This is a genomic window from Brevibacillus fortis, assembly GCF_046196545.1.
GTDB lineage: Bacteria > Bacillota > Bacilli > Brevibacillales > Brevibacillaceae > Brevibacillus > Brevibacillus fortis_A.
In genome coordinates this window covers 3,444,877-3,466,849 of the sequence record NZ_CP176370.1, presented here as the reverse complement: position 1 = coordinate 3,466,849, position 21,973 = coordinate 3,444,877, and the positions used below count along the sequence as shown (strand labels likewise).

The window sequence follows — 21,973 nt, the reverse complement described above, 5'->3', positions numbered from 1 at the left end:
GTAGCAGGGAAGGGGCGGAGTACATCCGCCTCTTTTTTGTGTACAATGGAAGTACTCGTCTCACTATAAAAGGGAGGTGTCTTCCTTTGTACTTCCGCAAACCACAGTCTGTTGATTATCCTGTGTCACATTTGTCACAAACCTGAACTATTTTCTAAAACGGACCGGATTTAACCATCCAATTGTTACGTTTTGTGCCGAGTTTTAAGACATAATCAATATTATGTAAAGTAAATTGTCACGGATTTAAGACAAAGTGTCTTTGCTACTTTTGAAGGGGGGAAAGATTCGATACAATGAGAGGATAGTGGATAAAATACCCACCGGAGGTACATATGACTGGCGATATTACTGTGTTTTTGGCTTTTGCAGCAGGTTTCCTCTCGTTTATTTCCCCTTGCTGCCTGCCGCTTTATCCGTCCTTTTTGTCTTACATAACTGGGGTTACGGTTGATGAAGTGAAGAAAGGGAGAGCTGTTTTTCGCAAGCAAGCCTTCTTGCATACCTTTTTCTTCATTGTCGGGTTTTCGATCATTTTCGTTGCGCTCGGGCTGTCTACATCTTGGATCGGAAGCTTGTTCACGGACCAACAGGACTTGATTCGTCAACTGGGCGGTATTTTGCTTGCTGTCATTGGTTTGGTTATGCTTGGCGTGTTTAAAATGGATTGGATGATGCGTTCTTTTAAAATCGATTTAAAATCGAGGCCATTGGGGTATACTGGGTCCATACTGGTGGGAATGACGTATGCAGCTGGATGGACACCTTGTGTGGGACCTATTCTTTCTGGCATTATCGTCATGGGCGTTTCCAATCCATCAAGCGCCTTGGCTTACACATTGGCGTATACGCTCGGATTCGCCATTCCATTTTTTGTCATGACGTTCTTTATCAGTAAGGTGAACGCGATTGTGAAGTATTCCGACCTGTTTATGAAAATCGGAGGAGCCATTATGATTTTGTTTGGTATTCTTCTGTATACAGATAAACTGACGGATATTACACGCGTTCTCATTCAAATGTACGGAGGCTTTACGGGATTCTAACTCAGTAGGGCAGAGGTGACAAAATGAAAAAGCTGTTGCTCGCGGTACTCGTATTATTGGGGGTCGGACTTGCTGTTTGGGAAAAGCCTCAAGAAACGGCCGCAATCGTAGCAGAGGTTCAAAAACCGGAAGTTGGCTTTGCTGCTCCTCATTTTACTCTGACAGGATTGGACCAGCAGACGTACAAGGTAGAAGGAAAAAGGGCGAAACCATTAGTCTTGAACTTTTGGGCATCCTGGTGTGGACCCTGCAAGCTGGAGGCGCCTGATTTACAAAAAGTCTACGAAAAATACGGAGGACAGGTTGATCTGTATGGTGTGAACGTCACGAGCAATGACAGCCCAGAAGCAGCCATGGCCTTCGTCACCAACTACAAGCTGACATTTCCGATACCGATGGACGTAGCTGGTACTGTGTCGAACCGTTACAAGGTGATGGCATTCCCAACTACTTACTTGATTGACGCAAATGGGATCGTACAAAAGAAGATAATCGGCATGGTTGATGCTTCTACACTGGAGCTGGAACTGCGCCAGTTGTTGAGTCCAAAGCCATAGGAAAGGCTCATAAGTCGTTTGGAGAGAATTCTCCGGCGGCTTTTTCTATTTGTTGACTCGTATGACAAGGCCCATTTTGCAGGTGCATATCTTGATTTTGTATGCTTGCCTAAAGAGCAGGGGTGTTCTCCTTCATAGACTGGAGTGATCCAGGGTAAAGGGAGGAAAACGGATGGCCAAGGGCAAAAAAATAAAGAAGAATACGCGACAGCACCCCAATCAAGTACAGCTGAAAATCGTAACGTCCCATACATGTCAAGTATGCAAGCGCCAATGTGCACGAGGGTTGGCATATCTGGAACAGATGTCCCAGCCCGGCGCGATCGGCTTTGGTGTACCTTGCATTCTCACTAAGCAAAAGCCATAGTTCGTCCTTTTCCATGTGCGGAATATTGTGTTCATGAGAGAGAGTCCCATCGCGTGCGGTGAGAAGGGGATATACAGACTGCCTCCATTTTGGAGCTGCCTACGGGTGGCTCTTTTTTTATTTTTCATGGGGAATTAGGCGTGAAAAAGGGGTTCAGTAGAGCCAACAGGATACAAAGTACATGTTGACGTTGTGTAACTGGCGGGAATGATAGCCGTGCTGCTAGTATGGAGCAGCAAGCAACCACATCCTATGATGTAGAGGATAAACCACGCCCGGGGGTATCGCCAACCAAACGGGCAAGTGAGCTGAAAAACGTCACTTATGATAATCCAAGCAAAGCGAGCTCAGCCGGAGATATGATTTCGACTGCTGACGACTTGAACAAGTTCTTCTCAGCTTTGCTCGGTGGTAAATTACTAAAGGAAGAGCAGTTCAAACAAATGCTTACCTCAGTCACTACGGGAAGGAAAGATCTTGCCAATGGATATGGTCTTGGGATATATGAAACGAGGCTGAAGAATGGGGTCTCGGTCTGGGGCCACTCAGGGGGCATTCCAGGGGTTGCCACCAATATCCACTATATGGGTCAAGCTAACGTTTCCGATAGTTTTCATAACATTTTGCAAGCGGAATTTGGCAAATAGGCAAGCGATCCCATCTGCTGCCCAGCAAGCTAATGTCATTTTAATCAATGATGTGATGTTAGCTTGTTTTTTTTATGGCTCCCCAGTGCCAGGCTTGTATGCTGGCAGGTTTAACGGCTGTGTATTATACTGAAAGGACTGATGAAAGCAAGGGAAAGGAGCAAAAGTGACATGCGTCCATTACAAATATCACCGGAGACGGCTGTCAAGCTGGCGGAAGCACTTCAGGTACCCTTGGAGCGTCTCATGCACATGCCACAGCATATCTTGTTGCAAAAAATGATGGAGCTGGCTAATCAAGAAAAGGAAGCAAACGAAGCTGCGAATAAAAATCAAGAATAGGTGAGCGATCAAAAAGGAGGAGACAAGATGGGGGCAAACGTAGCACATAAATTCCGTACGGGGCTCAAGCCACAAGCGTTTGTGGAAAGCATGACAAAAAATCAGGATACATACCAAAACTGGTCGGATGCATTTTCATGGGAGGATGAACAAGACCGTGCGTTTTTTGCCTCTCTCCAGCATCGTGATGACCTCAGATGCTTGATTTTGGCTGCGGACTGGTGTGGAGATGTCGTTCGCAACTTGCCAGTCGTCTTGCATGCCTTGAAAGAAACAGACATGCCAGTAGAAATTATGGTGATGGAAGAACATCTCGATCTCATGGATGAGTTTCTCACGATGGGCGGTCGGGCGATCCCTGTTGTTATTTTCGCGGACACGGGTGGACATGTTCTGGCAAAATGGGGACCGCGACCGAAGCATGTTCAGGATGTCATGACAGCCTTTAAACAACAAAACCCGGACCGAAACGCATCAGATTATGAAGACAAGATCAAAGTGGCACGTGCTGAAATGCTCGAGCAGTATGGAGAAGGCACTGGCTACCAGCAAGTGATTGTCAAAGAACTGAGAGAGCTGCTTTCCTCGATCTAATTTATTACAACAATAACAGGGCGGAGTCACGGCTCCGTCCATTTTCATGCAGAAGGGCTGAATAACATGTATTACTACGGGAATGAAACCATTATGTCCTTGGAGCAGGTGCTTCGCTTAAAGGCATCTGAAGTTCGAATTCTGGAGTGGGTACGTACCTACGAGTTTTTAGAAAATAGCTATGGGATAGATGAAGCCGTTCCCTACTTCTTGGAGATAAAATGCGAAGAAGAACAAGTAAAGATTCGCAAAAACCGCATACTAGACTTCCCGGAATACTCCTGTGAGGGAGAAGCAACATTTCAAGAAGTAGACGAAGCACTGCGAGTCTTTCACGAGTGGGCACAAGAGATCTTGGCGAAAAAAGAGAATCAATCCAAATAAATATATTGACGTCAAACAAAGTTCATGGTAGATTAATAAATGTCGCTTCTGGTTGAAGAGAGTAGACGCAGAAGATAGACAGCACATATTGTGGGGAGATAGTGAAGTGGCTAAACACGGCAGACTGTAAATCTGCTCCCTCCGGGTTCGGCGGTTCGAATCCGTCTCTCCCCACCATTGATTTTCTATCGATGATGTGCTATCTTATTCATAGTTTCACATGCCGGTGTGGCGGAATGGCAGACGCGCGCGACTCAAAATCGTGAGGGAAACCGTGGGGGTTCAAGTCCCTTCACCGGCACCATATCAAAAACGAACGCACACTAACCATGATGTTTACAGACACATGGTTAGTGTGCTTTTTACATATACGGAAAACAATTCGAACAGCGGCGAGTCTAAGACTTGATTTTCAGGTCTTAGGTCGCCGCTGTTTTTATTTTGGGGAACGAAAACAGCTAGCTTAAAAGTTCAATTCTGCAATCGTCTCGCCAAACAGAACCATGCCATTTTTTTGAAATCCGAGTGAAGCGTAAAGGTTTTCGGCTGCGACATTAGCTGGGGCATAACCAATGACAATTTTTTGACAATCGTCTTTAGCTTTCAGTATATCAATGACTTGCGAAATCGCAGCACGTCCGTAACCTTGCCGTTGGTACTTTGCATCAACTAAGAGTCTGTAAATCCAATAATTCCCATCGTCGGGGTCAAGCCCATACATGACAAAGCCAACCATCGTGTCCTCGTGGTAGATGGCCAAAGGGACAAATGTAGTTTGAAACTTTGCTTCGGCGATGGAGTAGAGGTTCGGGGCAACAAACTCACTCTGTTCAGGAGTAGGTTCCAATTCAATACACTCTTCCCAGTTTTCCAGGGTTACTTCACGAAGTGTCACAGACATCTAATCACATTCATCCTTCCGAGGGCTTTTTTTACCAATATATTACATTTAATCCTACGTGAAAAGGCAGCCAAAATCAATAGTGTGTACAAATTTTTTTCCGTTCTATGCAGCGCTAGAAAAAGGAAAAAGAGATGGAATTCATTTAATTTTCAGAAATAACATTTTATGGAAAATTCATTTGACACTATAGAAGAGTCATCTATATAGTTGGGAATGGAAGTATTTGTAATCAAAAAGATTTTTTACCATGTTCGAATTGTGATTACATCTGCACAATTCCGAAAGGGGGGATATGCATTGCGCCAGGATAAGAAGCAATCGAAGGTGGGATATCCTTTAAGTCATCCACAAAAGCGTATCTGGTATACGGAAAAATTACATCCACAGCTTCCTATCCATACGTTAGGGGGGATGGTGCGAGTTCAAGGAAAGGTGAAACTGGATGTACTGGAAGCGGCCATTCACCTGTTCATTCAAAAGAACGATGCTTTGCGACTCAACTATCAGGAGGAAGAAACAATCCTTCAGTTTGTTGGAGAGTACGAACCGCAGCCATTGCAGGTGTTTGATTTCAGACAGGAACCGAATGCCCCTGATCGGTGCAGACAATTCCTGCAAGCTTTGTTTGCAAAACCATTTTCGATCGGACAGGAGCCTCTATTCTACTTTTGTCTGATTCAACTGAGTGACGAAGATGTGGGATATTTTGTAAAGTTTCACCATTTGATTGCTGATGGTTGGTCCATCTCCATTATGACTGAACAAATTGCTCACTATTATGACACGTTGTTGGCAGGCGGTACCGTTCAAGTAGGAGATGAACACGCTTATCAAGCTTTTGTCGACAGGGAGCATGCCTATTCTCAGTCTGAGAGATTTGAAAAGGACAAGCGATACTGGCGGGACAAGTTTCAGAGCTTGCCCGTGATCACGACATTACAAAAGGCAACAGATACGACCGAAGGCAAGCGCAAAGTCTATGCATTCAACCGTGAAGATTCGACTAGAATACGCGAGTTTGCAATCCAGATGAAATGCTCGCTAAATTCCTTGTTTGTGGCTCTCGTCAGTCTTTACCTTCAGCGTTGTACGAGGCAAGAAGAAATCGTGATCGGTACTCCGCTGTTAAACCGCTCAGGAAAAGTGGAGCGCAAAATATTCGGGATGTTCACTAGCACCATGCCATTTCGTCTGGCAGTTCCGATGGAAATGGATGCCTTCGATTATGTCAAATATGTCAACAGGGAATTGACTTCCTGTTTTTTTCATCAGAAATATCCCTACGATTTGTTGGCTCAAGAGTTGGAATTGAAGAAACATGGCTATGACAGCCTCTTTCAGATTTGTGTCAATTATTACAGCACGCAGCTGCCCTTCACCATTGGCGGGTACCCCGTGACGAACGAGGAGTTTTACAACGGTCACCAGTTGTATTCGCTCCAAGTAATTATCAGGGAATGGGCTACAGATGAACGATTGACGCTGGAATTGGATTATAAGATCGCTGAGTACACGGAAAATGATGTTGATCGAATAGCGGATCATCTCGTAAGGCTGCTCAATCAGATGATCGCGAATCCAGAAGTAGCGCTGTCCAATCTGAACTTCCTTGCTGACGAAGAGTTGGCACTACAACTCAAAACGTGGAACGATACAGCTGCTTCCTATCCTAGCGAGAAGACGATTGTCCAGTTGTTTGAAGAGCAGGTAAAACGCTCGCCACAGGGAGTTGCCTTGGAGTCAGAGGGGCGCATGCTGACATTTCAGGAACTGCATGATCAAGTGAATCGACTCTCTCAGTCGTTGCGAAACAGAGGAGTTGGCCCTGGCGTAATTGTTGGGCTTCTGGCAGATCATTCGCCAGAGATGATCATCGGGCTGTTGGCCGTGCTCAAAGCAGGGGGGGCTTACCTTCCGATTGACCCTCAACTCCCTTCGCAGCGCATCGAATATCTGCTGTCTGATTCTGGAGCGGACCTGTTGCTGCGCCACACCGCGCGAACAGAGGTTATTTCGTGGTCCAAAGAAATACTGGAGCTTGGTGATTCGTCGCTGTATCTACATGATGGCGCAATCCTGGAATCGGTTAATCAGCCAGAGGATTTGGCCTATGTCATTTATACGTCAGGCTCTACCGGAAATCCGAAGGGGGTCATGGTTACTCATCGAGGGTTAGTCAACTATATTTCGTGGGCGAAAGACCGATATCTCTCCAGTCCTGACGAAGCGTTTGCTTTCTATTCCTCACTGGCATTTGATTTGACCGTTACATCCATTTTTTGCCCGTTGGTAAAGGGAAATCGGATGGTTATCTATCCGCACTCCGATTCAGAATTTGTGTTATCCCGGATCTTTAGGGACGGACGCTCCCATGTTGTAAAGCTGACACCTGCCCATCTGTTTTTGCTACAAGAAATCGCTTTGCCTTCTACTACAGTAAAGAGAGTCATTGTGGGCGGCGAGGACTTGAAGGTGAGTTTGGCTGAGGTGATTCATGCGAAATGGAACGGACAAATCGAAATTCTCAATGAGTATGGCCCTACTGAGACAGTAGTCGGTTGCATGATCTATCAATACGATCCTAAGACCGATGTCGCAGGTTCTGTGCCGATTGGACATCCGATCAATAACGTGCAGCTCTACATTTTGGATTCATATGGGAAACCAATCCCGATTGGATCGACAGGAGAGCTATTCATCTCGGGAGATAGTATGGCACGGGGGTATCTTAACCGCGACGAATTGACGCAAGAGCGTTTCCTACCCGATCCGTTTCAGCCAGGTAAAGTAATGTACAAGACAGGCGATCTGGTTCGCTATCGGCCAAATGGAGTCATGGAGTATCTGGGGCGGGCTGACTATCAGGTGAAGATTCATGGTTACCGCATTGAATTGGGTGAAATTGAACAGCAGCTACTTGGTCATTCTTCTGTGCGTGAGGCAGTGGTGATTGATCGCATGGATACGTGGGGGCGGAAGTACCTTTGTGCATATTTGATCACGGAAACATCTTTCCGGGAAAAAGAGCTCCGCGAAGAACTGGCAAGTCGATTGCCCGCATACATGATCCCTTCGCAAATCGTGCAGCTTGAACAGTTTCCGCTGACCTCAAACGGCAAGGTAGATCGAAAACAGCTTCCCGAACCTATCATGGAACGAAAAGGTGCGGAGGATGAAACCAGTCCTCGTGACGAGTTTGACAAGCTATTGGTTGAAGTGTATGAGGACGTGCTCGGTCGTTCACCATTTGGTCTACATGACCCGTTTTCCCAACTAGGGGGGGATTCGATCAAGGCGATTCAGGTTTCCTATCGATTGCATCAGCGGGGAATCAAGATTCCGGTAAGAGACATCTTGATTTATGACACGATTGCAGAACTAAAAGCGAGAAGTGACTGGAGCTGGGGAGTGGAACAGATCTCACAAGAGCCGTGTACTGGCGAGTTGCCGTCATCTCCCATCGTTTCTTGGTTTCTGTCACAACAGTTCCGCAATGCTGATCATTGGAACCAGTCGTTGCTCATTGAAAGCAAAGAAAAAGTAACGCTGGAGGAGTTTGAAGCGAGTCTGACTGCACTGGTTAACCATCACGATTGTCTGCGACTCAATTACTCTTCAAAAGAGGGGAAGCTCTTTTACAATGAGCGCCACCTTACCAACCGAGTGTCAGTGTCTTGCGTCGACCTTTCTTCCTTACCGCAAGAAGAACAGGAGAGTAGAATGCTTGAGGCGATGAGAGCTTGCGCTGTGAGCTTCAAGCTGGAAGAATCTTTGCTGTTTACCGGTTGCCTCTTTGAATTAGATCCCGATCGACCTCAGCGATTGTTTCTGACGGCCCATCATCTTGCTGTGGACGGTGTCTCCTGGAGGATTCTCCTGGAAGATTTGATGGGAGCCTTGGCCAGTCTTAAACGGAATGAGCCGATTGTCTTGCCGGATAAAACCCATTCGATGCAAGCGTGGATAAAGGAAGTCTCCGCCTTTTACCAGTCGGATCAGGCAAGCAAAGAAAAAGCATATTGGGACATGTTTTCCATACCGGAAGACAAACTTCCTACGGATTACGATTTTGGCGAAGACTTGGTAGAATACAGCGCTACATCTACTCGCACGCTTTCAGCGGAGATAACGTCACGACTGTTGACAACGGCCAACCGAATGTTCAACACGGGTCCCCAAGACCTATTGGTTGCAGCACTTACCCGGACATTGTGTGATTTGTTTGAAAGACAGCGTCTCTTGCTGGTAATGGAATCGCATGGGCGTGAGTCTTCTATTCAAGCGATGAACGTAACCAGAACAGTAGGATGGTTTACCAGCATGTATCCTGTTCTGTTCGAAACGAATCCATCCAATCGGACTGATCATTTAAAAGCAGTAAAGGAGAAATTGCGTCAGATTCCGATGGGGGGGCTTGGGTTTGGTTGGCTTAAGCCTCATCTGCTAGCGGCAGAGGAAAAGTCCCATGTTCGATTCAATTATCTGGGAACCGTTGATAATCAACTGAGTGATGATCTGGTTCTAATGGGAGGAAACTTGGCGGTTGATGCCGGAGTGGGTAATCATTTGACAGCACTGCTTGACGTGGCTGCTCTCATTCGACAAGGAGAACTTCAGGTTTCTGTTACGTACAGCTTGCGCAAGTATCGCGAGGAGACCATCGAGAAGTTGCTTGCGTTGTTTTTCAGTGAATTGGAGCAGCTCATTGATCATTGTTGCCGTCAGGACGTCCCAGAATTTACTCCATCGGATTTCGAAGATGTGGAATTGACACAAAATGAACTGGATTTGTTGTTTGGTTAACAAGAGAAGACGAGCGTTTAAGAATGACGGGAGGGATTACATTGAGTGTTAAGGTGTTAATGGGAAAAAAAGGATTTGAGGAGTTCGCAACAATTGTCGGCTTTACAGAAGCAGAGAAGGAAGAACGCGGTGCATTACTGGAGCAGTCTTATATGCCATTTAAGGTGACTCGCTATTATGCCGAGTTGATTGCGAGTCAATCAGAGCCATATCGTACCCAGATGATCAATATCGTGCTTCCGCCACCGGGAGTGAAGCCCTATAAAGGGCGCTTTGATCCGTATGGTAACAAGTCATACCGTCAGGATGAAACAGCTTTCCTGCAACACAAGTACAAAAAGACATTGTTGCTTCACATCGACGACTTTTGTATTGCCAACTGCCAATTCTGCTATAAAGTGAACGAAATTCGCCACGAGGATATTGGGTACACCAATATTATGGAAAAAGCAGAAAGGGCAGTGCAGTATTTGGAAGCTCATCCGTACATCGATAATGTCCTCTTTACTGGCGGAGATCCAGCTTCCTTCCGTAAAAGCTCTGACTTAATCAAGCTGATTAGTACTCTATTGAGTGTGAAGAGTATTCGACTCGTTCGCTTTGCGACCAAGGCACTGGCCTATGATCCGGCACGTTTTCTTGATGGAGAGCTGCTAGCGTTTTTTGACCAAGTTAGACAGACACCCGGCAAGCAGGTAAGTGTGATTTCCCAGTTCAATCATCCCGGGGAAATAAGCGACGTTTCGATCCAAGCAACGCAAGCGCTGCTGTCCGTCGGTGTACAGATTCGCGGACAGCCTGCCATCATTCGCGGAGTAAACGATTCTGTCGAGACCTTGATCGACTTACAACGCAAGTTTCTCGATAATCGAATCATTTCGTATTATTTGACAGTGTTTATGCCAGTCAGAGGAGTCGAGCAGTATGCCATTCCATTGGACGAGGCGTTCCGGAATGTGGCTGAGTCCAAACGCAATCTGGGTGGCTTGGAGAAAAAAGGGGTACTTCTTACTTCGCACGACTTTGGAAAATTAGAGATTTGTGGTTTTTATCCGACAGCTGAGCGCCCTGAAAAAATTGTTTTGAAATGGCATCAAGCGGTCGGACCAGACTATCTTCCAGAGCGGTTGAAGGAATTAATCCCAACCCGTTCAGAAGACCTGATGATTTTGGACTACAAGCAGGGAGAGATGTATTGTCTCGACCATGTGTTCAAACACAATGGCTTGCCGTACGTGAATGCAGATGGGGAGATCGTGGAAAACCTGCCGAGTGAAGCTGTTCGGTAAGGGAGTCAGGAGAGAAAAATTGTGATGAATAAGATCGACAAAAACAATATAGCTGACATTTTGCCGTTAAGTCCAACGCAGGAGGGCATGCTGTTTTACTACCGACTCCAAAAGGATTCCAATCTGTATTTCGAACAGCATCGGCTAACCCTTCGTGGCAAATTTCAGCTGGAGTTGTTTACGCAGGCTGTTACGATGGCGTTTGAGGCCAATGAAATGCTTCGTACGGTTTTTCGCTGGGAGGGGCTTCAAGCCCCTGTCCAGCTAATTCTCAAGCAAAAGACATTGGAGATTCCTTATTTCGATTGGAGCGAGTTACCATCTGGAGCGCGGGAAAGAAAACTGTCTGTCTTGTTGTCACAGGACAAGCAAACACCCTTCACGCTTGAGTTGGGCAATACCATTCGCATTCAAGTAGTAAGGATGGAGTTGTATCGTTATGAAGTCATATGGTCCTTTCATCACATTCTCATGGACGGATGGAGTTCCGGCATTCTCCTAAGAGAGATATTTACAGCATATGGACAATTGTGCTCGGGGCTGTCCCCTGCGATCAAACAGAAGGCGAAATACAAGGAGTATCTGCGTTTTCTCAAAGAAGCATCGAAAGATCAATCGTTATCGTATTGGAAAGATTCCTTACAAGGAATTAGCTCGCCTACACCGCTTCCCTTTATGCGGGAACGTAGCGAAGAGCAGCGGTATTCTTCTTATCATCTTCGGCTTAGTCAAACGCTTACGGAGACATTGGAGGAAACATCCAAGCGTTACCGCGTGACAATCAGCACAGTGCTGCAAGCCGCATGGGGTATTTTGCTGCAAAAATACAGCGATACGCGGGATGCTCTTTTTGAAGTGGCGTACGCCGGACGTCCTGCCCATCTCACCGGAGTAGAGGAAATCGTCGGCCTCTTCATCAAGACGTATCCGCTCCGGGTCAAACGGACTGAAACGACAACAGTCAAAGATCTGCTGGGTGTCATGATGGAAGAACAGCACCAGATGGCCCCGCATTTGTACGTACCAGCAGTTGAGTTGAAAAACTGCTCAGAGATGGACGCACAAACCCCTTTGGCACACAGTCTGTTCGTTTTCCAAAACTATCCTATCGACAAGACGCTGGCCGGATTGGAACTTGACTTCGAGCTGGAGAATATTACTTCACATGAAACAACCGATTATCCAATGGTGCTGGAAGTAACACCAGGTGATGAATGGACAGTTCATGTCAACTACCAGGCATGGAAGTTTCAAGCGAAGGAAATCGAACGCCTGGCGCTTCACTATCTGAGCCTTCTCGAGCAGATTGCGGCTGATCCGGATCAAGAGATTCGTGATCTGACCTTGCTCAGTGATCGTGAGCGGCACGAGATGATCGAGGAACAGATGAAAGTCGTGCCAGTTCCGAGTAACTACTGCGTGCACGAGTTGATTGATCAAGCGGCTGAAAAAACACCGGATGCAGTTGCGCTTGTACAAGGAAAGCAGACTGTGACCTACAAGGAGTTACAAGAGCAAGCGAATAGCCTGTCTTGGGCTCTGCAAAAGGAGGTGACAGATGCAGGTAGACCGATAGTTATCATGTGTGATCGTTCCCCTGAGATGATTACTGCACTGCTGGCTATCCTCAAAGCTGGGTGTTACTATGTCCCACTTGATCCAGACTTGCCGAAAGCGCGAATCGAACAGATCGTAAGCCAGATTCAGCCTAGTCTGATTGTGACAGAGGGCAGCTATCTGGAACTCGTCGCTGACTTGCAAACAAGGGTGTTTCGTCTGGATGAACCAGCAAGCTGGGCACAGGAGTTAACTCAAACACCACAGCGAAAAGCGGCACCATCGAGTACTGCGTATGCCATCTTTACTTCTGGTTCGACAGGTACGCCAAAAGGTGTGCGTGTAAAGCATGATCAATTAATCAACGCTCTTTGGTGGCACATTGAATTTGTCGGGTTCGGAGAGCAGACGAGAACGTTGCAGATTGCCACCTTGACTTTTGACGCATCGGTTGTCGAGATTTTCTGCACACTGATCAGCGGCGGTACCCTTTGCTTGTTGCAGCGACATGAAAACAAGTCCCCGCAAAAGCTCGCGGCTGCCATCGAGAGCCAACAGGCAAACGTGATACTCGTCGTCCCTACGATGTATCACGCTTTGCTTGACCACGTGGCTGATGGCTCGATGAATTCGATTCAAAAAGTGTTGTGTACAGGAGAGATGTTGTCTTCTTCGTTAGTGGAACGACATGCAGCCTTGCTGCCTCAAGCCCAGATGTACAACTTGTATGGCCCAACGGAAAATAGTATCTCGGCATCTGGGTATTGTGTACCGCGACAAGGGCCTTTTGAAAACCCGCTTCCGATTGGACATCCGAGTTACAACGTTCGTGTCTTTCTTCTGGACCAAGATTTTCATCTATTGCCCAAAGGGGTAATAGGGGAAATGTACGTAGGTGGGATGGGAGTAACGGAAGGTTACATCGCGGATGAGGAAAGAACCAGCGCGTCCTATATACTGACCCCGTATGGCAGGCTTTATCGTACAGGAGACTTGGCTTGCTGGACGGATGAAGGACATCTGCAATATTTTGGTCGCAAGGATTTTCAGATCAAGATTCGTGGCAACCGCGTTGAGCTGGAGGAAATTGAAGCTGTCCTGCGCCGTCAGCCTGGTGTCCGGGAAGCAGCGGTAGTGGCTATTCAGGAGTCAAAGCGTGATCCTTATCTGGTTGCATGTCTGGTTACGATGCATCCGATTGAGGAACACGTTCTGCGAGAAGCAGTGCTGACTTATCTGCCTGACTACATGCTACCTGCCTTTTTCGTCCATCTTGATGCGTTGCCTCGGACGCAGAGTGGAAAAGTAGACAAGAATGCCTTGCAACGTCTGGATTACACGCAGTATCGCACGGGAAAGCAAGAGGCCCCGGCAGATGAACTTGAGCAGCAATTGGCCCAAATATGGCGAGAACTTTTGGCAGTCGAAAAAATAAGCGTGCACGATCATTTTTTCTCGCTAGGAGGCCACTCGCTGAAGGCCGCTCAACTCGTGACCAGATTGCAAAAAGAGAGTAAAACAGACATCACGATCAGGGATGTATTCCAGAACCCCACCATTCGACAATTAGCTGACCGCATCAGGGGTAGACAGCCGATATCCTACGCGCCGATTGATCGGGTAAGTAAAGCCGAGAGATACAGGGCTTCTTCTTCACAGAAACGAATTTTCGTGATGCATGGGATTGAAGGGGAAAGCACCAGTTACAACATGTCGGGTGTAATCGCGGTGAACGGTCATCTGGATGTAAGTCGAGTGAAAAGTGTGTTTAAGGAAATCATCCAAAGGCATGAAGCATTCCGTACTTCGTTTGCGGTACAGGATGGAGAAGTGTATCAGTACATCAGCGACAATGTGCCCTTTGAGATCAAAACCATTCGTAGCGACGGCAAGACATTGGACGAACTGATGGAAGACTTCCGGCAATCTTTTGATTTGACGAAAGCACCTCTCCTTCAGGTTTGCCTAGTCGAGGTCACAGCTACTCAGCATTATCTGCTGTTCAATTCTCATCATATTATTTTGGACGGCATTTCACTGAATGTGTTAATGGAAGACTTCACTCGATTGTATGTCGGTGAAGAGCTGCCTGCACTGCCCATTCAGTACAAGGACTACGCCGACTGGCAGTGGCAGAAGCGGGGTAGCGAGCAGTGGAATCAGCAGGAAAAATACTGGGTGGATACTTTCAGCGACCGAGTCCCGCTCATGTCTTTTCCGCTGGATTACCCACGTCCTTCCGTTAAGACATTCCAGGGGGATCACCATACGTTCTTCCTTACTGAGTCTACGTACCGTGATTTGCATGCCTTTGCCAAGCAGAACGAAGTGACTGTCCATGCTGTTTTGATGTCAGCTTATTACGTGTTGTTGATGAAATACACGTCTCAGGAAGATTTCGTTGTCGGTTCACTGGTAGCTGGACGAAACCATCCCGATTTGGAGCGAATCGTCGGCGTCTTTATCAACTTCCTTCCGATACGCAATCGTCCTCGTGCCGATCTTGTGTATACCGATTTTGTACAAGAGGTTCAGCGCAGTCTGCTTTTGGCCTACGAACATCAGGAGTATCCGTTTGAAGAGATCGTTGCTCGTAACGCCGCAGGCATCCAGCAAACGCAAAATCCATTGTTTGATACGATGCTGATCTTCCATAACCAGCGCGAGCAAGAAGTCAGGTTTACCCTTGGCGACGTGCAATTTGAAGAGGTTCCGCATGAATCGAAGACGTCGAAGCTTGACTTTAAGCTGGATATTACACCACTCGCTGATCAATTCAGGTGCGTGCTTGAATACGATACCCAGTTGTTTAAAGCGGAGACAATGGAAGGCTTCGCTGACAACTATTTGCGTATACTCGCAGCGCTTCTGAAGCATCCGAAACAGCGATTGGATGATGTTGAGATCGTACATCACCAAACAGAAAAAGAGGGCGTGATGAGCCGCCTTCATCATGTCGGAGTTGCAGTTCCAGAACTGGGTCCGGCTCAAATCATGTATGGTACTCTCGGATTTGAAACAAGCGATTCCTTGCATGACCCAGAACAAAACGTGTATCTCTCGATGTGCATGAAACCGGGATGTGTGCCTATCGAGCTAATTGCTCCTGTCGATGAAACGTCACCTTGCGTTCGTTTGTTGGAAGAGAAGGGGACGGGTCCGTACCATCTATGTTTTTCTGTTTCCAATATTGATCATTTTTTGAAAAGGTTAGTTGATTCTGGCTTCAAATACGATTTGGTCAGCGCTCCAAAGCCAGCGGTACTTTTCAATCATAGACTCGTTGCCTTTCTCTTTCTGGAATCGGTGGGCTTGATTGAACTTGTAGAGAGCGAGAACATGACGAATGACAAATGGCAAAGCAGCGATCAGCGATCTGCTGTCCGGTTGCTTACATCAGATGCTGAAAAGGCACTGTCGTTCTTTACATTCCTGGGCTACCGTGTTCACGAGAAATATCTGGATCGGCCATCGCAAGCCAGTATCATCACACTGGGCAAAGCGACGGAGAGCAGCATCCAGTTAGTCGAGCCTCGAAATGAGCACTCGCAAGAACAACGGGAGCTCATGAAAAGTGGTTGTGGTGTTTACCAAATCGAGGATCGGGTAGCGAATCTGACCGAACGGATCGACACATTGATAGCGTGCGGCATACCCGTTTCTTTTGTAGACCGGGCAGGACGTATTCTGCAACTGACAGATGCCCCCTACCTACTTTTAACCGACGGGAAATCAGCCACAGAAAGACCTAAGCCGATTCTAGGCGAGTTTCATTCGGAAACAACGCCCATCTATTCCTTCGTTCAGGAACGTTTGCTGAAGCAGGAACAAGAAGATGGGATTGTGGCTGTCAGATGTTTTGACATCGAGCTTCGGAGCAGAATTGAACTGTCGTATATGCAGCAGGCATGGCAAGTTCTCGTGCGACGTTTCCCTCTGCTGTCGCCCCAAGGCTTTTCCGAACCGATTCCGCTTGCGCTATGTGATTTACAGGAGAAAAGCGAGGCGGAGGCAACGATATGGTTACGAGAACGATTGGCTGCCGAGCAGAAGAGGCCGTTTAAGGACAAAGCAGGAAGTTTGGCTCGATTTGAACTGATAAAGCTGGCTCAAGATCGCTATCGGTTGATTGGAAGTCTTCACAGCTCCTTTAGTGATTGGCGAGGTCTCGGAATTCTCCTGGAAGAATGGGAGGCTCTGTATCGGGCGATTGCAGAAGGGTATGAGCAGGCTACGGAAGAACAGCCTCGCTACGAAGCATTCGCTGTATGGCAGAAAAAAATGCTTTATTACGGACATCTCGAGGATCAGCGTCACGAGTGGTTGACAGCAGCAAATCCACATTCTGCTCAGCCATTTGGTACCGGTGGGGTTGCAACCCGACAAGTCGAGAAGTATATCGACCCGACAGGTCACGCCGATTTGCTGCATGTAGCTACTGTCTCCAATCAGGAGCTGGGAGACATCTTGCTTGCCTCCTACCTGCTATTGCTTCGACAGGTCACTCAATTGCCGAGTTTGACGCTTGGGGTAGTGACGACGAATCGGATGCAAGATGTGCTGGAACAAACGCTAGGCAACTTTGACAACATCGTACCGCTCACCATCGATATGCAGACGATCAGTTCGTTTTCACAATTAGTGGATCAAACGAAGCAAGTACGTGCCCGAATGCAAACGCTCGCGTTGTATCCGTCAGAGCACTGGCAAGCGACAACACACCTGGAATGGCCGACACTTTTTGTGAACCAGACGATTCCGTTTAAAGCTCAGTCAGCTGTTTGGAAACGTGAAGTCAAACGTTCAGTTGAGTCAGAAATGGCCGGATGTCCGTTAGTTCTTCAGGTAGCAGAAACCTCGGAAGGTATCCATGTCGTTTTTACCTATGATCCATCTATGCTTCAGACGGCATATGTTGAATCGCTTTCGGATCGCTATGTGAAAATCCTAAAAATGTTAGCAGAAAAATCCAAAATAAAGTAAAAGGGGTAGGAAAATATGGAAATCAGATCCTCAATTAATTTTCACGACGAACGCTTTTTGATGTTTGTACTGGACCAGATGGCAAATGAGCTTGAGAGAAACGGTGGAGAAGCGATCCGCATGACTCTTGGGAAGTCAGAAATGCCACTGCATCCCGAAATTATCAATTCCATGCAACAGGCATTGAACAGCTTTGAAAAATATTCGCTTGTGTATCCAGGTGGGCTACCGGAGTTGAAAGAGAAACTATCGACCCACTATCAATCAAAATACGATGTGTCAATCAAACCGGAGAATTTCGTGATCAGTGTCGGTACCAGCACACTCTTCCGTAACCTGTTCTACCTCCTGCTTAAAGAGGGCGATGAAGTGTTGCTGCCACTTCCGTACTACTCACTTTACCATTTCTGCGCGCTCTTAGTCGGTGCGAAAGTTCGTTACTACAAAATTGATCTGGATACATTGAGACTCGATGTGGAGTCGTTTAAAGAGAATTTTACAGACAAGACGAAAGTGGTCGTGATCAACACGCCAGGCAACCCATTGGGAAATATTCTTACAAGAGAGGAATTGTATACAATCGATAGCATCGTAGACGGTCGTGCGGCTATTATCAATGACGAAATTTATGCGAATACCTACTTCGATGACGAGTGCGAATCTGTGATGCAGCTGAAAAATACCAAGTCTACGTTCATCACAACGGATGCGTTTTCCAAAGCGTATCGGATGTATAGCAGACGTGTCGGATATGCGATCGTACCGGATGAGCTGGTGCAGCCACTGACGGTCATTCAGCACCACACACTGCTCACAGCTGACCCAGTCGTACAGTTCGGGGCAATGGCTGCGCTTGATTACCAGCATGAGGTTGATCATTTGGTCCAACTGTACAAAGGTCGTCGGGACTACACGATAGACGCTTTCCAAAATGTACCGGATGTCCGTGCTCTGCCAGCGAGAGGTAGCTTCTACTTCACGATTGATTGCGAAGCATTTATGAAGCGTAAAGGCATCAGCACCTCGCTTGAGTTGGCTACGCAAATTTTCGAGGCTACACATGTGGCGACCGTACCGGGTTCTGACTTTGGCATCCCGAACACACTGCGCCTCTCATACTCTGCCGCCAAGTATAACGAGGGAATTAACCGTTTGCGGGAATTTTTCACCACCACCTAAAAAGGGGAAGAGTCGCAATGAATGGACGTATGCAGCTCGATCTGGATCTGAACGAGTTTAACCTGCTCACTGATGATGAAGCGAACTTGTTAACCCGAGTCAATCAGACAGACAAACCGAATCGCAACAAAGTAACAATCGCTGAACTTTTCACCCGGCAAGCGGAAAAAACGCCTGATAGAGTCGCTGTGGTAGAGGCGGATCGAGAAAGAACATACGCAGAACTACACGCGGAAGCAAACCAGATAGCCCGTATCTTAAAAGATGCGGGTGTAGTTCCTTCGCAACTCGTAGGAATTCTCGCAGACAGGAGCTCCCGTATGGTAGCGGCAGTTCTTGCAATCCTCCAAGCAGGTGGGGGATACGTCCCGGTTGATCCGCATTATCCCCGAGCTAGAATTCGGTATCTTTTGCAGGATAGTCGTTGCAAGGTGCTTGTAACAGAAGCCATTTATCTGGATGAGATCATACCGGATCTACCTGACAGTATCGAAACGATCATTTGTTTAGACGAGACTTCCTTCCATCACGAAGGATACAAGGTCTATACAGCCTCCGATATTCGCCGCCAAAAGGATGAGGCGATAGCCCCGGCGGGTTCAGAGGATGATGTTGCTTATGTCATCTACACATCTGGTTCGACCGGTGCACCAAAGGGCGTCATGATTACGCACAAACAGGTTTTGAATACGTTGTTTTGGCTGGAGGAGACTTTTCCGCTAAGCGAGACAGACGTTGTTGCCCAAAAAACCTCGATTTCTTTTACGGACTCGGTGTGGGAATTGTTTTGGCCGCTGATGGTTGGATCAAAGCTGTCTATCTTGAAAGAGGAAGACGGGAAAGATCCGGGCGCGTTGTATGACTGGCTGCGAGAGCAACGCATTACAGTCACCCAATTCGTACCAGCGATGATGAATGTGTTTCTGGCTCATGTACATTCTCGTAATGAACCAGATCCGTTGCCCAATTTGAAGTGGGTATTTAATGGAGGAGAAGCACTGACAGCTAATCTGGTGCGCGAATGGAACCGTCTGTTCCGTGTTGCGCGAATCGCCAATATTTACGGGATGACAGAATCAGCGATATACGCTTCCGTCTATCTTTGCACAGAACAGCCTGCTGAAGAAACACTCCGAATCCCTATTGGTGTTCCCATTGCCAATACTCATATGTTCATCCTTGGACAGACGGGGGAAATTTGTCCCCCAGATGTCAAGGGCGAGATTTGCATCGGAGGAATTGGCATCACCGATGGATATTTGGGCAAGCCTGAGTTGACCGAGAAAGCTTTTACGTATCATCCCATTACCGGCGAGCGCCTTTACCGTACGGGAGATGTCGGATTACTCAGCGAAACAGGCGTGTTTGAATATTTAGGGCGGATGGATGATCAGGTTCAAGTGCGCGGCTATCGTGTGGAGCTGAAAGAAGTGGAACGCGCCGTCCTTCAGCATCCCGCTGTGAATCAGGTAGCTGTATTGGCTATGACTGATCAAATGGGTATGACCGAACTGGCTTGCTACTATGTGGTGCAAAAGGATGGCGTTCAGCCAGATGGGCTTCGTGGGCACCTGCTGGAGTGGCTCCCCGGATATATGATCCCGAGTTACTTTATGGAACTGTCCGAGATGCCGCTTACCCCGCATGGAAAGATTGATCGCAAAGCTTTGCCTGCTGTAAAGCCCGGCGTCAGTAGTGATTACGTGCCTCCGGCAAATCCTATTGAACAAAAGCTGGCTGAATTGTGGGCGGATGTCTTACAGATTCCATCCCCTGGTGTACTTGATCACTTTGTCGGACAGGGAGGACATTCGCTGAAGGCCATTCAGCTTTTATCCAGAATTGAAACTGACTTTCAAGTGAAGCTTTCCATGCGCGACCTGTTTGATGCCCCGACGATTCGAGGTTTGGCGACAAGACTCACAGGCAATCTCCAGGAGATGGAGCAAAAGCCGATCGCCTTGCTCTCTGATCAGGAATATTACCCTGTCACGGGTGCACAAGAGCGGCTTTATCTGTTGTGGCAGTTGGAAGAAGATGCTACCAGCTATCATACACCGGGAGTTATGCGGATCACCGGTTCCCTTGATTCAGGGCGTCTACAAGAGGTTGCGGATCAACTCGTCGCACGACATGAGGCGTTGCGCACTTCATTTCATCTGATTGAAGGTCAGGTGAAACAAAAAGTACACAGTGACCTGTCTGTACAGATCGAGACATGGAAAGCAGACGAGGAAGTTGTGGAAAAGACAATCGAAAGCTTTTTCCGGCCATTCGATTTAAAGCAAGCTCCTTTACTTCGTATCGGTTTCATTGAGCTTTCACCAGAGGAGCATCTGTTGATTTTCGACATGCACCATATTATTTCAGATGGCATATCAAAGTCCATCTTGCTTGAAGAGTTTTGTACCCTATATCAAGGGCAGGTGCTGCCGGAATTGTCAGTACAGGCCAAGGAATTCGCTTGGTGGCAAAGAGAACAAGCTGCCGAGAGCGATTGGGCCGAGCATGAAGCCTACTGGTTGGATGCATTTTCCGAGCAGGCGCAACCGTTGGCAATCCCGACCGATTATCCTCGCCCACAAACCATGACATTTGATGGAGATGAGTTGCTGACAGAGCTATCTGGAGAGTGGTTGGAAAAACTCGACTCGTTCACCCGTCAGAGTTCTACGACGCTGTACATGCTTCTGTTGGCCGTCTATTCTGTTTTGTTATCCAAATACAGCAATCAGGAAGACATCGTCATCGGCTGCGACATGGATGGTAGACAACGTGCGGAGTTTGCCCCTGTTGTAGGAATGTTTGTCAACACCTTGGCCTTGCGAAACTGGCCGAAGAAAGAATTGACCGTCCAAGAGTATATCGGGCAGGTACGCCAAAACGTGCTAAGCGGTTTTGAGCATGGAGACTATCCATTCGATCAACTCGTAAGCCAGATTCAATTGCCACGCGCTCCAGCAAGGAACCCGTTGTTTGACACCATGCTGACCCTGCATCATATAGCGGAGCAGCAAAAGGTCCATCTCGATCAAATCGAGTTTGCTCCGTACGAGTTCAGACGCAAAGCTGCCATGCTCGATCTTGCTTTGGAAGTGGTTAAAGCTGAGGATCACTTAAACATGCATTGGCAATATAACACGAACTTGTACAACAGAAGGACCATCGAGAGGATGGCTCAAGACTTTGTCATTCTACTGGAGCAAATGATAGCCCACCCGAACCGAACCATCGGACAACTTCAGATCGGTCATGGAGTAGTACAAGTAGCACAGGGACAAGTGGACGACGATGACTTTGCTTTTTAAGAAATACATGACG

General features: G+C 47.3%; 12 protein-coding genes, 2 tRNA genes and 1 pseudogene. 14 read left to right on the top strand and 1 reads right to left on the bottom strand.

Annotated features, from left to right (window positions below; translation table 11 throughout):
* Nucleotides 1-335 precede the first annotated feature (335 nt).
* The 9 genes and pseudogenes from ACKKE8_RS17140 to ACKKE8_RS17100 all read left to right on the top strand — a co-directional run bounded on the left by ACKKE8_RS17140 (nucleotide 336) and on the right by ACKKE8_RS17100 (nucleotide 4,241).
* Complete coding sequence (locus tag ACKKE8_RS17140; RefSeq protein WP_007727213.1) at nucleotides 336-1,046, top strand: cytochrome c biogenesis CcdA family protein; 711 nt, start codon at nucleotides 336-338, stop codon at nucleotides 1,044-1,046.
* 23 nt (nucleotides 1,047-1,069) lie between these two features.
* Entirely contained in the window at nucleotides 1,070-1,603 is a 534-nt protein-coding gene (locus ACKKE8_RS17135; protein WP_409174138.1) for a TlpA family protein disulfide reductase, read from the top strand.
* Nucleotides 1,604-1,775: 172 nt separating this feature from the next.
* Nucleotides 1,776-1,970, top strand: coding sequence for a hypothetical protein (locus ACKKE8_RS17130; protein WP_409174137.1), 195 nt, complete (start codon nucleotides 1,776-1,778; stop codon nucleotides 1,968-1,970).
* Between the two features lie 270 nt (nucleotides 1,971-2,240).
* A pseudogene (locus tag ACKKE8_RS17125) lies at nucleotides 2,241-2,617 on the top strand (serine hydrolase); the annotation flags it as partial.
* Between the two features lie 171 nt (nucleotides 2,618-2,788).
* Complete coding sequence (locus tag ACKKE8_RS17120) at nucleotides 2,789-2,959, top strand: YycC family protein (RefSeq protein WP_015891498.1); 171 nt, start codon at nucleotides 2,789-2,791, stop codon at nucleotides 2,957-2,959.
* A 27-nt stretch (nucleotides 2,960-2,986) separates the two neighbouring features.
* Nucleotides 2,987-3,553 carry a thioredoxin family protein gene (locus ACKKE8_RS17115; RefSeq protein WP_409174136.1) on the top strand — a complete coding sequence of 189 codons (567 nt, stop codon included), beginning with the start codon at nucleotides 2,987-2,989 and terminating at the stop codon, nucleotides 3,551-3,553.
* A gap of 66 nt (nucleotides 3,554-3,619) precedes the next feature.
* Nucleotides 3,620-3,937, top strand: coding sequence for a hypothetical protein (locus tag ACKKE8_RS17110; RefSeq protein ID WP_409174135.1), 318 nt, complete (start codon nucleotides 3,620-3,622; stop codon nucleotides 3,935-3,937).
* A gap of 92 nt (nucleotides 3,938-4,029) precedes the next feature.
* Nucleotides 4,030-4,114, top strand: a tRNA-Tyr gene (locus ACKKE8_RS17105).
* Between the two features lie 45 nt (nucleotides 4,115-4,159).
* A tRNA-Leu gene (locus tag ACKKE8_RS17100) sits at nucleotides 4,160-4,241 on the top strand.
* Between the two features lie 159 nt (nucleotides 4,242-4,400).
* On the opposite strand, the gene edeQ is transcribed toward ACKKE8_RS17100, so the two are convergent.
* Complete coding sequence (gene edeQ, locus ACKKE8_RS17095) at nucleotides 4,401-4,838, bottom strand: edeine self-resistance N-acetyltransferase EdeQ (RefSeq protein ID WP_409174134.1); 438 nt, start codon at nucleotides 4,836-4,838, stop codon at nucleotides 4,401-4,403.
* A gap of 300 nt (nucleotides 4,839-5,138) precedes the next feature.
* Between edeQ and edeP the strand changes: the two genes are divergently transcribed.
* Genes edeP through edeL form a run of 5 tightly spaced genes read left to right on the top strand, consistent with a single transcriptional unit; the run spans nucleotide 5,139 to nucleotide 21,960 of the window.
* Nucleotides 5,139-9,644 carry an edeine non-ribosomal peptide synthetase EdeP gene (edeP, locus tag ACKKE8_RS17090; protein WP_409174133.1) on the top strand — a complete coding sequence of 1,502 codons (4,506 nt, stop codon included), beginning with the start codon at nucleotides 5,139-5,141 and terminating at the stop codon, nucleotides 9,642-9,644.
* 41 nt (nucleotides 9,645-9,685) lie between these two features.
* A complete protein-coding gene (locus tag ACKKE8_RS17085) occupies nucleotides 9,686-10,933 on the top strand; it encodes a lysine 2,3-aminomutase (RefSeq protein WP_409174132.1) in 1,248 nt (415 codons plus the stop codon).
* 24 nt (nucleotides 10,934-10,957) lie between these two features.
* Complete coding sequence (gene edeN, locus ACKKE8_RS17080) at nucleotides 10,958-17,473, top strand: edeine non-ribosomal peptide synthetase EdeN (protein WP_409179148.1); 6,516 nt, start codon at nucleotides 10,958-10,960, stop codon at nucleotides 17,471-17,473.
* A gap of 15 nt (nucleotides 17,474-17,488) precedes the next feature.
* Nucleotides 17,489-18,652, top strand: coding sequence for a pyridoxal phosphate-dependent aminotransferase (locus ACKKE8_RS17075; protein ID WP_409174131.1), 1,164 nt, complete (start codon nucleotides 17,489-17,491; stop codon nucleotides 18,650-18,652).
* A gap of 17 nt (nucleotides 18,653-18,669) precedes the next feature.
* The gene (gene edeL, locus ACKKE8_RS17070) at nucleotides 18,670-21,960 is read left to right on the top strand and encodes an edeine non-ribosomal peptide synthetase EdeL (RefSeq protein ID WP_409174130.1); all 3,291 of its coding nucleotides are present in this window, start codon (nucleotides 18,670-18,672) and stop codon (nucleotides 21,958-21,960) included.
* The last annotated feature ends 13 nt before the right edge of the window (nucleotides 21,961-21,973 follow it).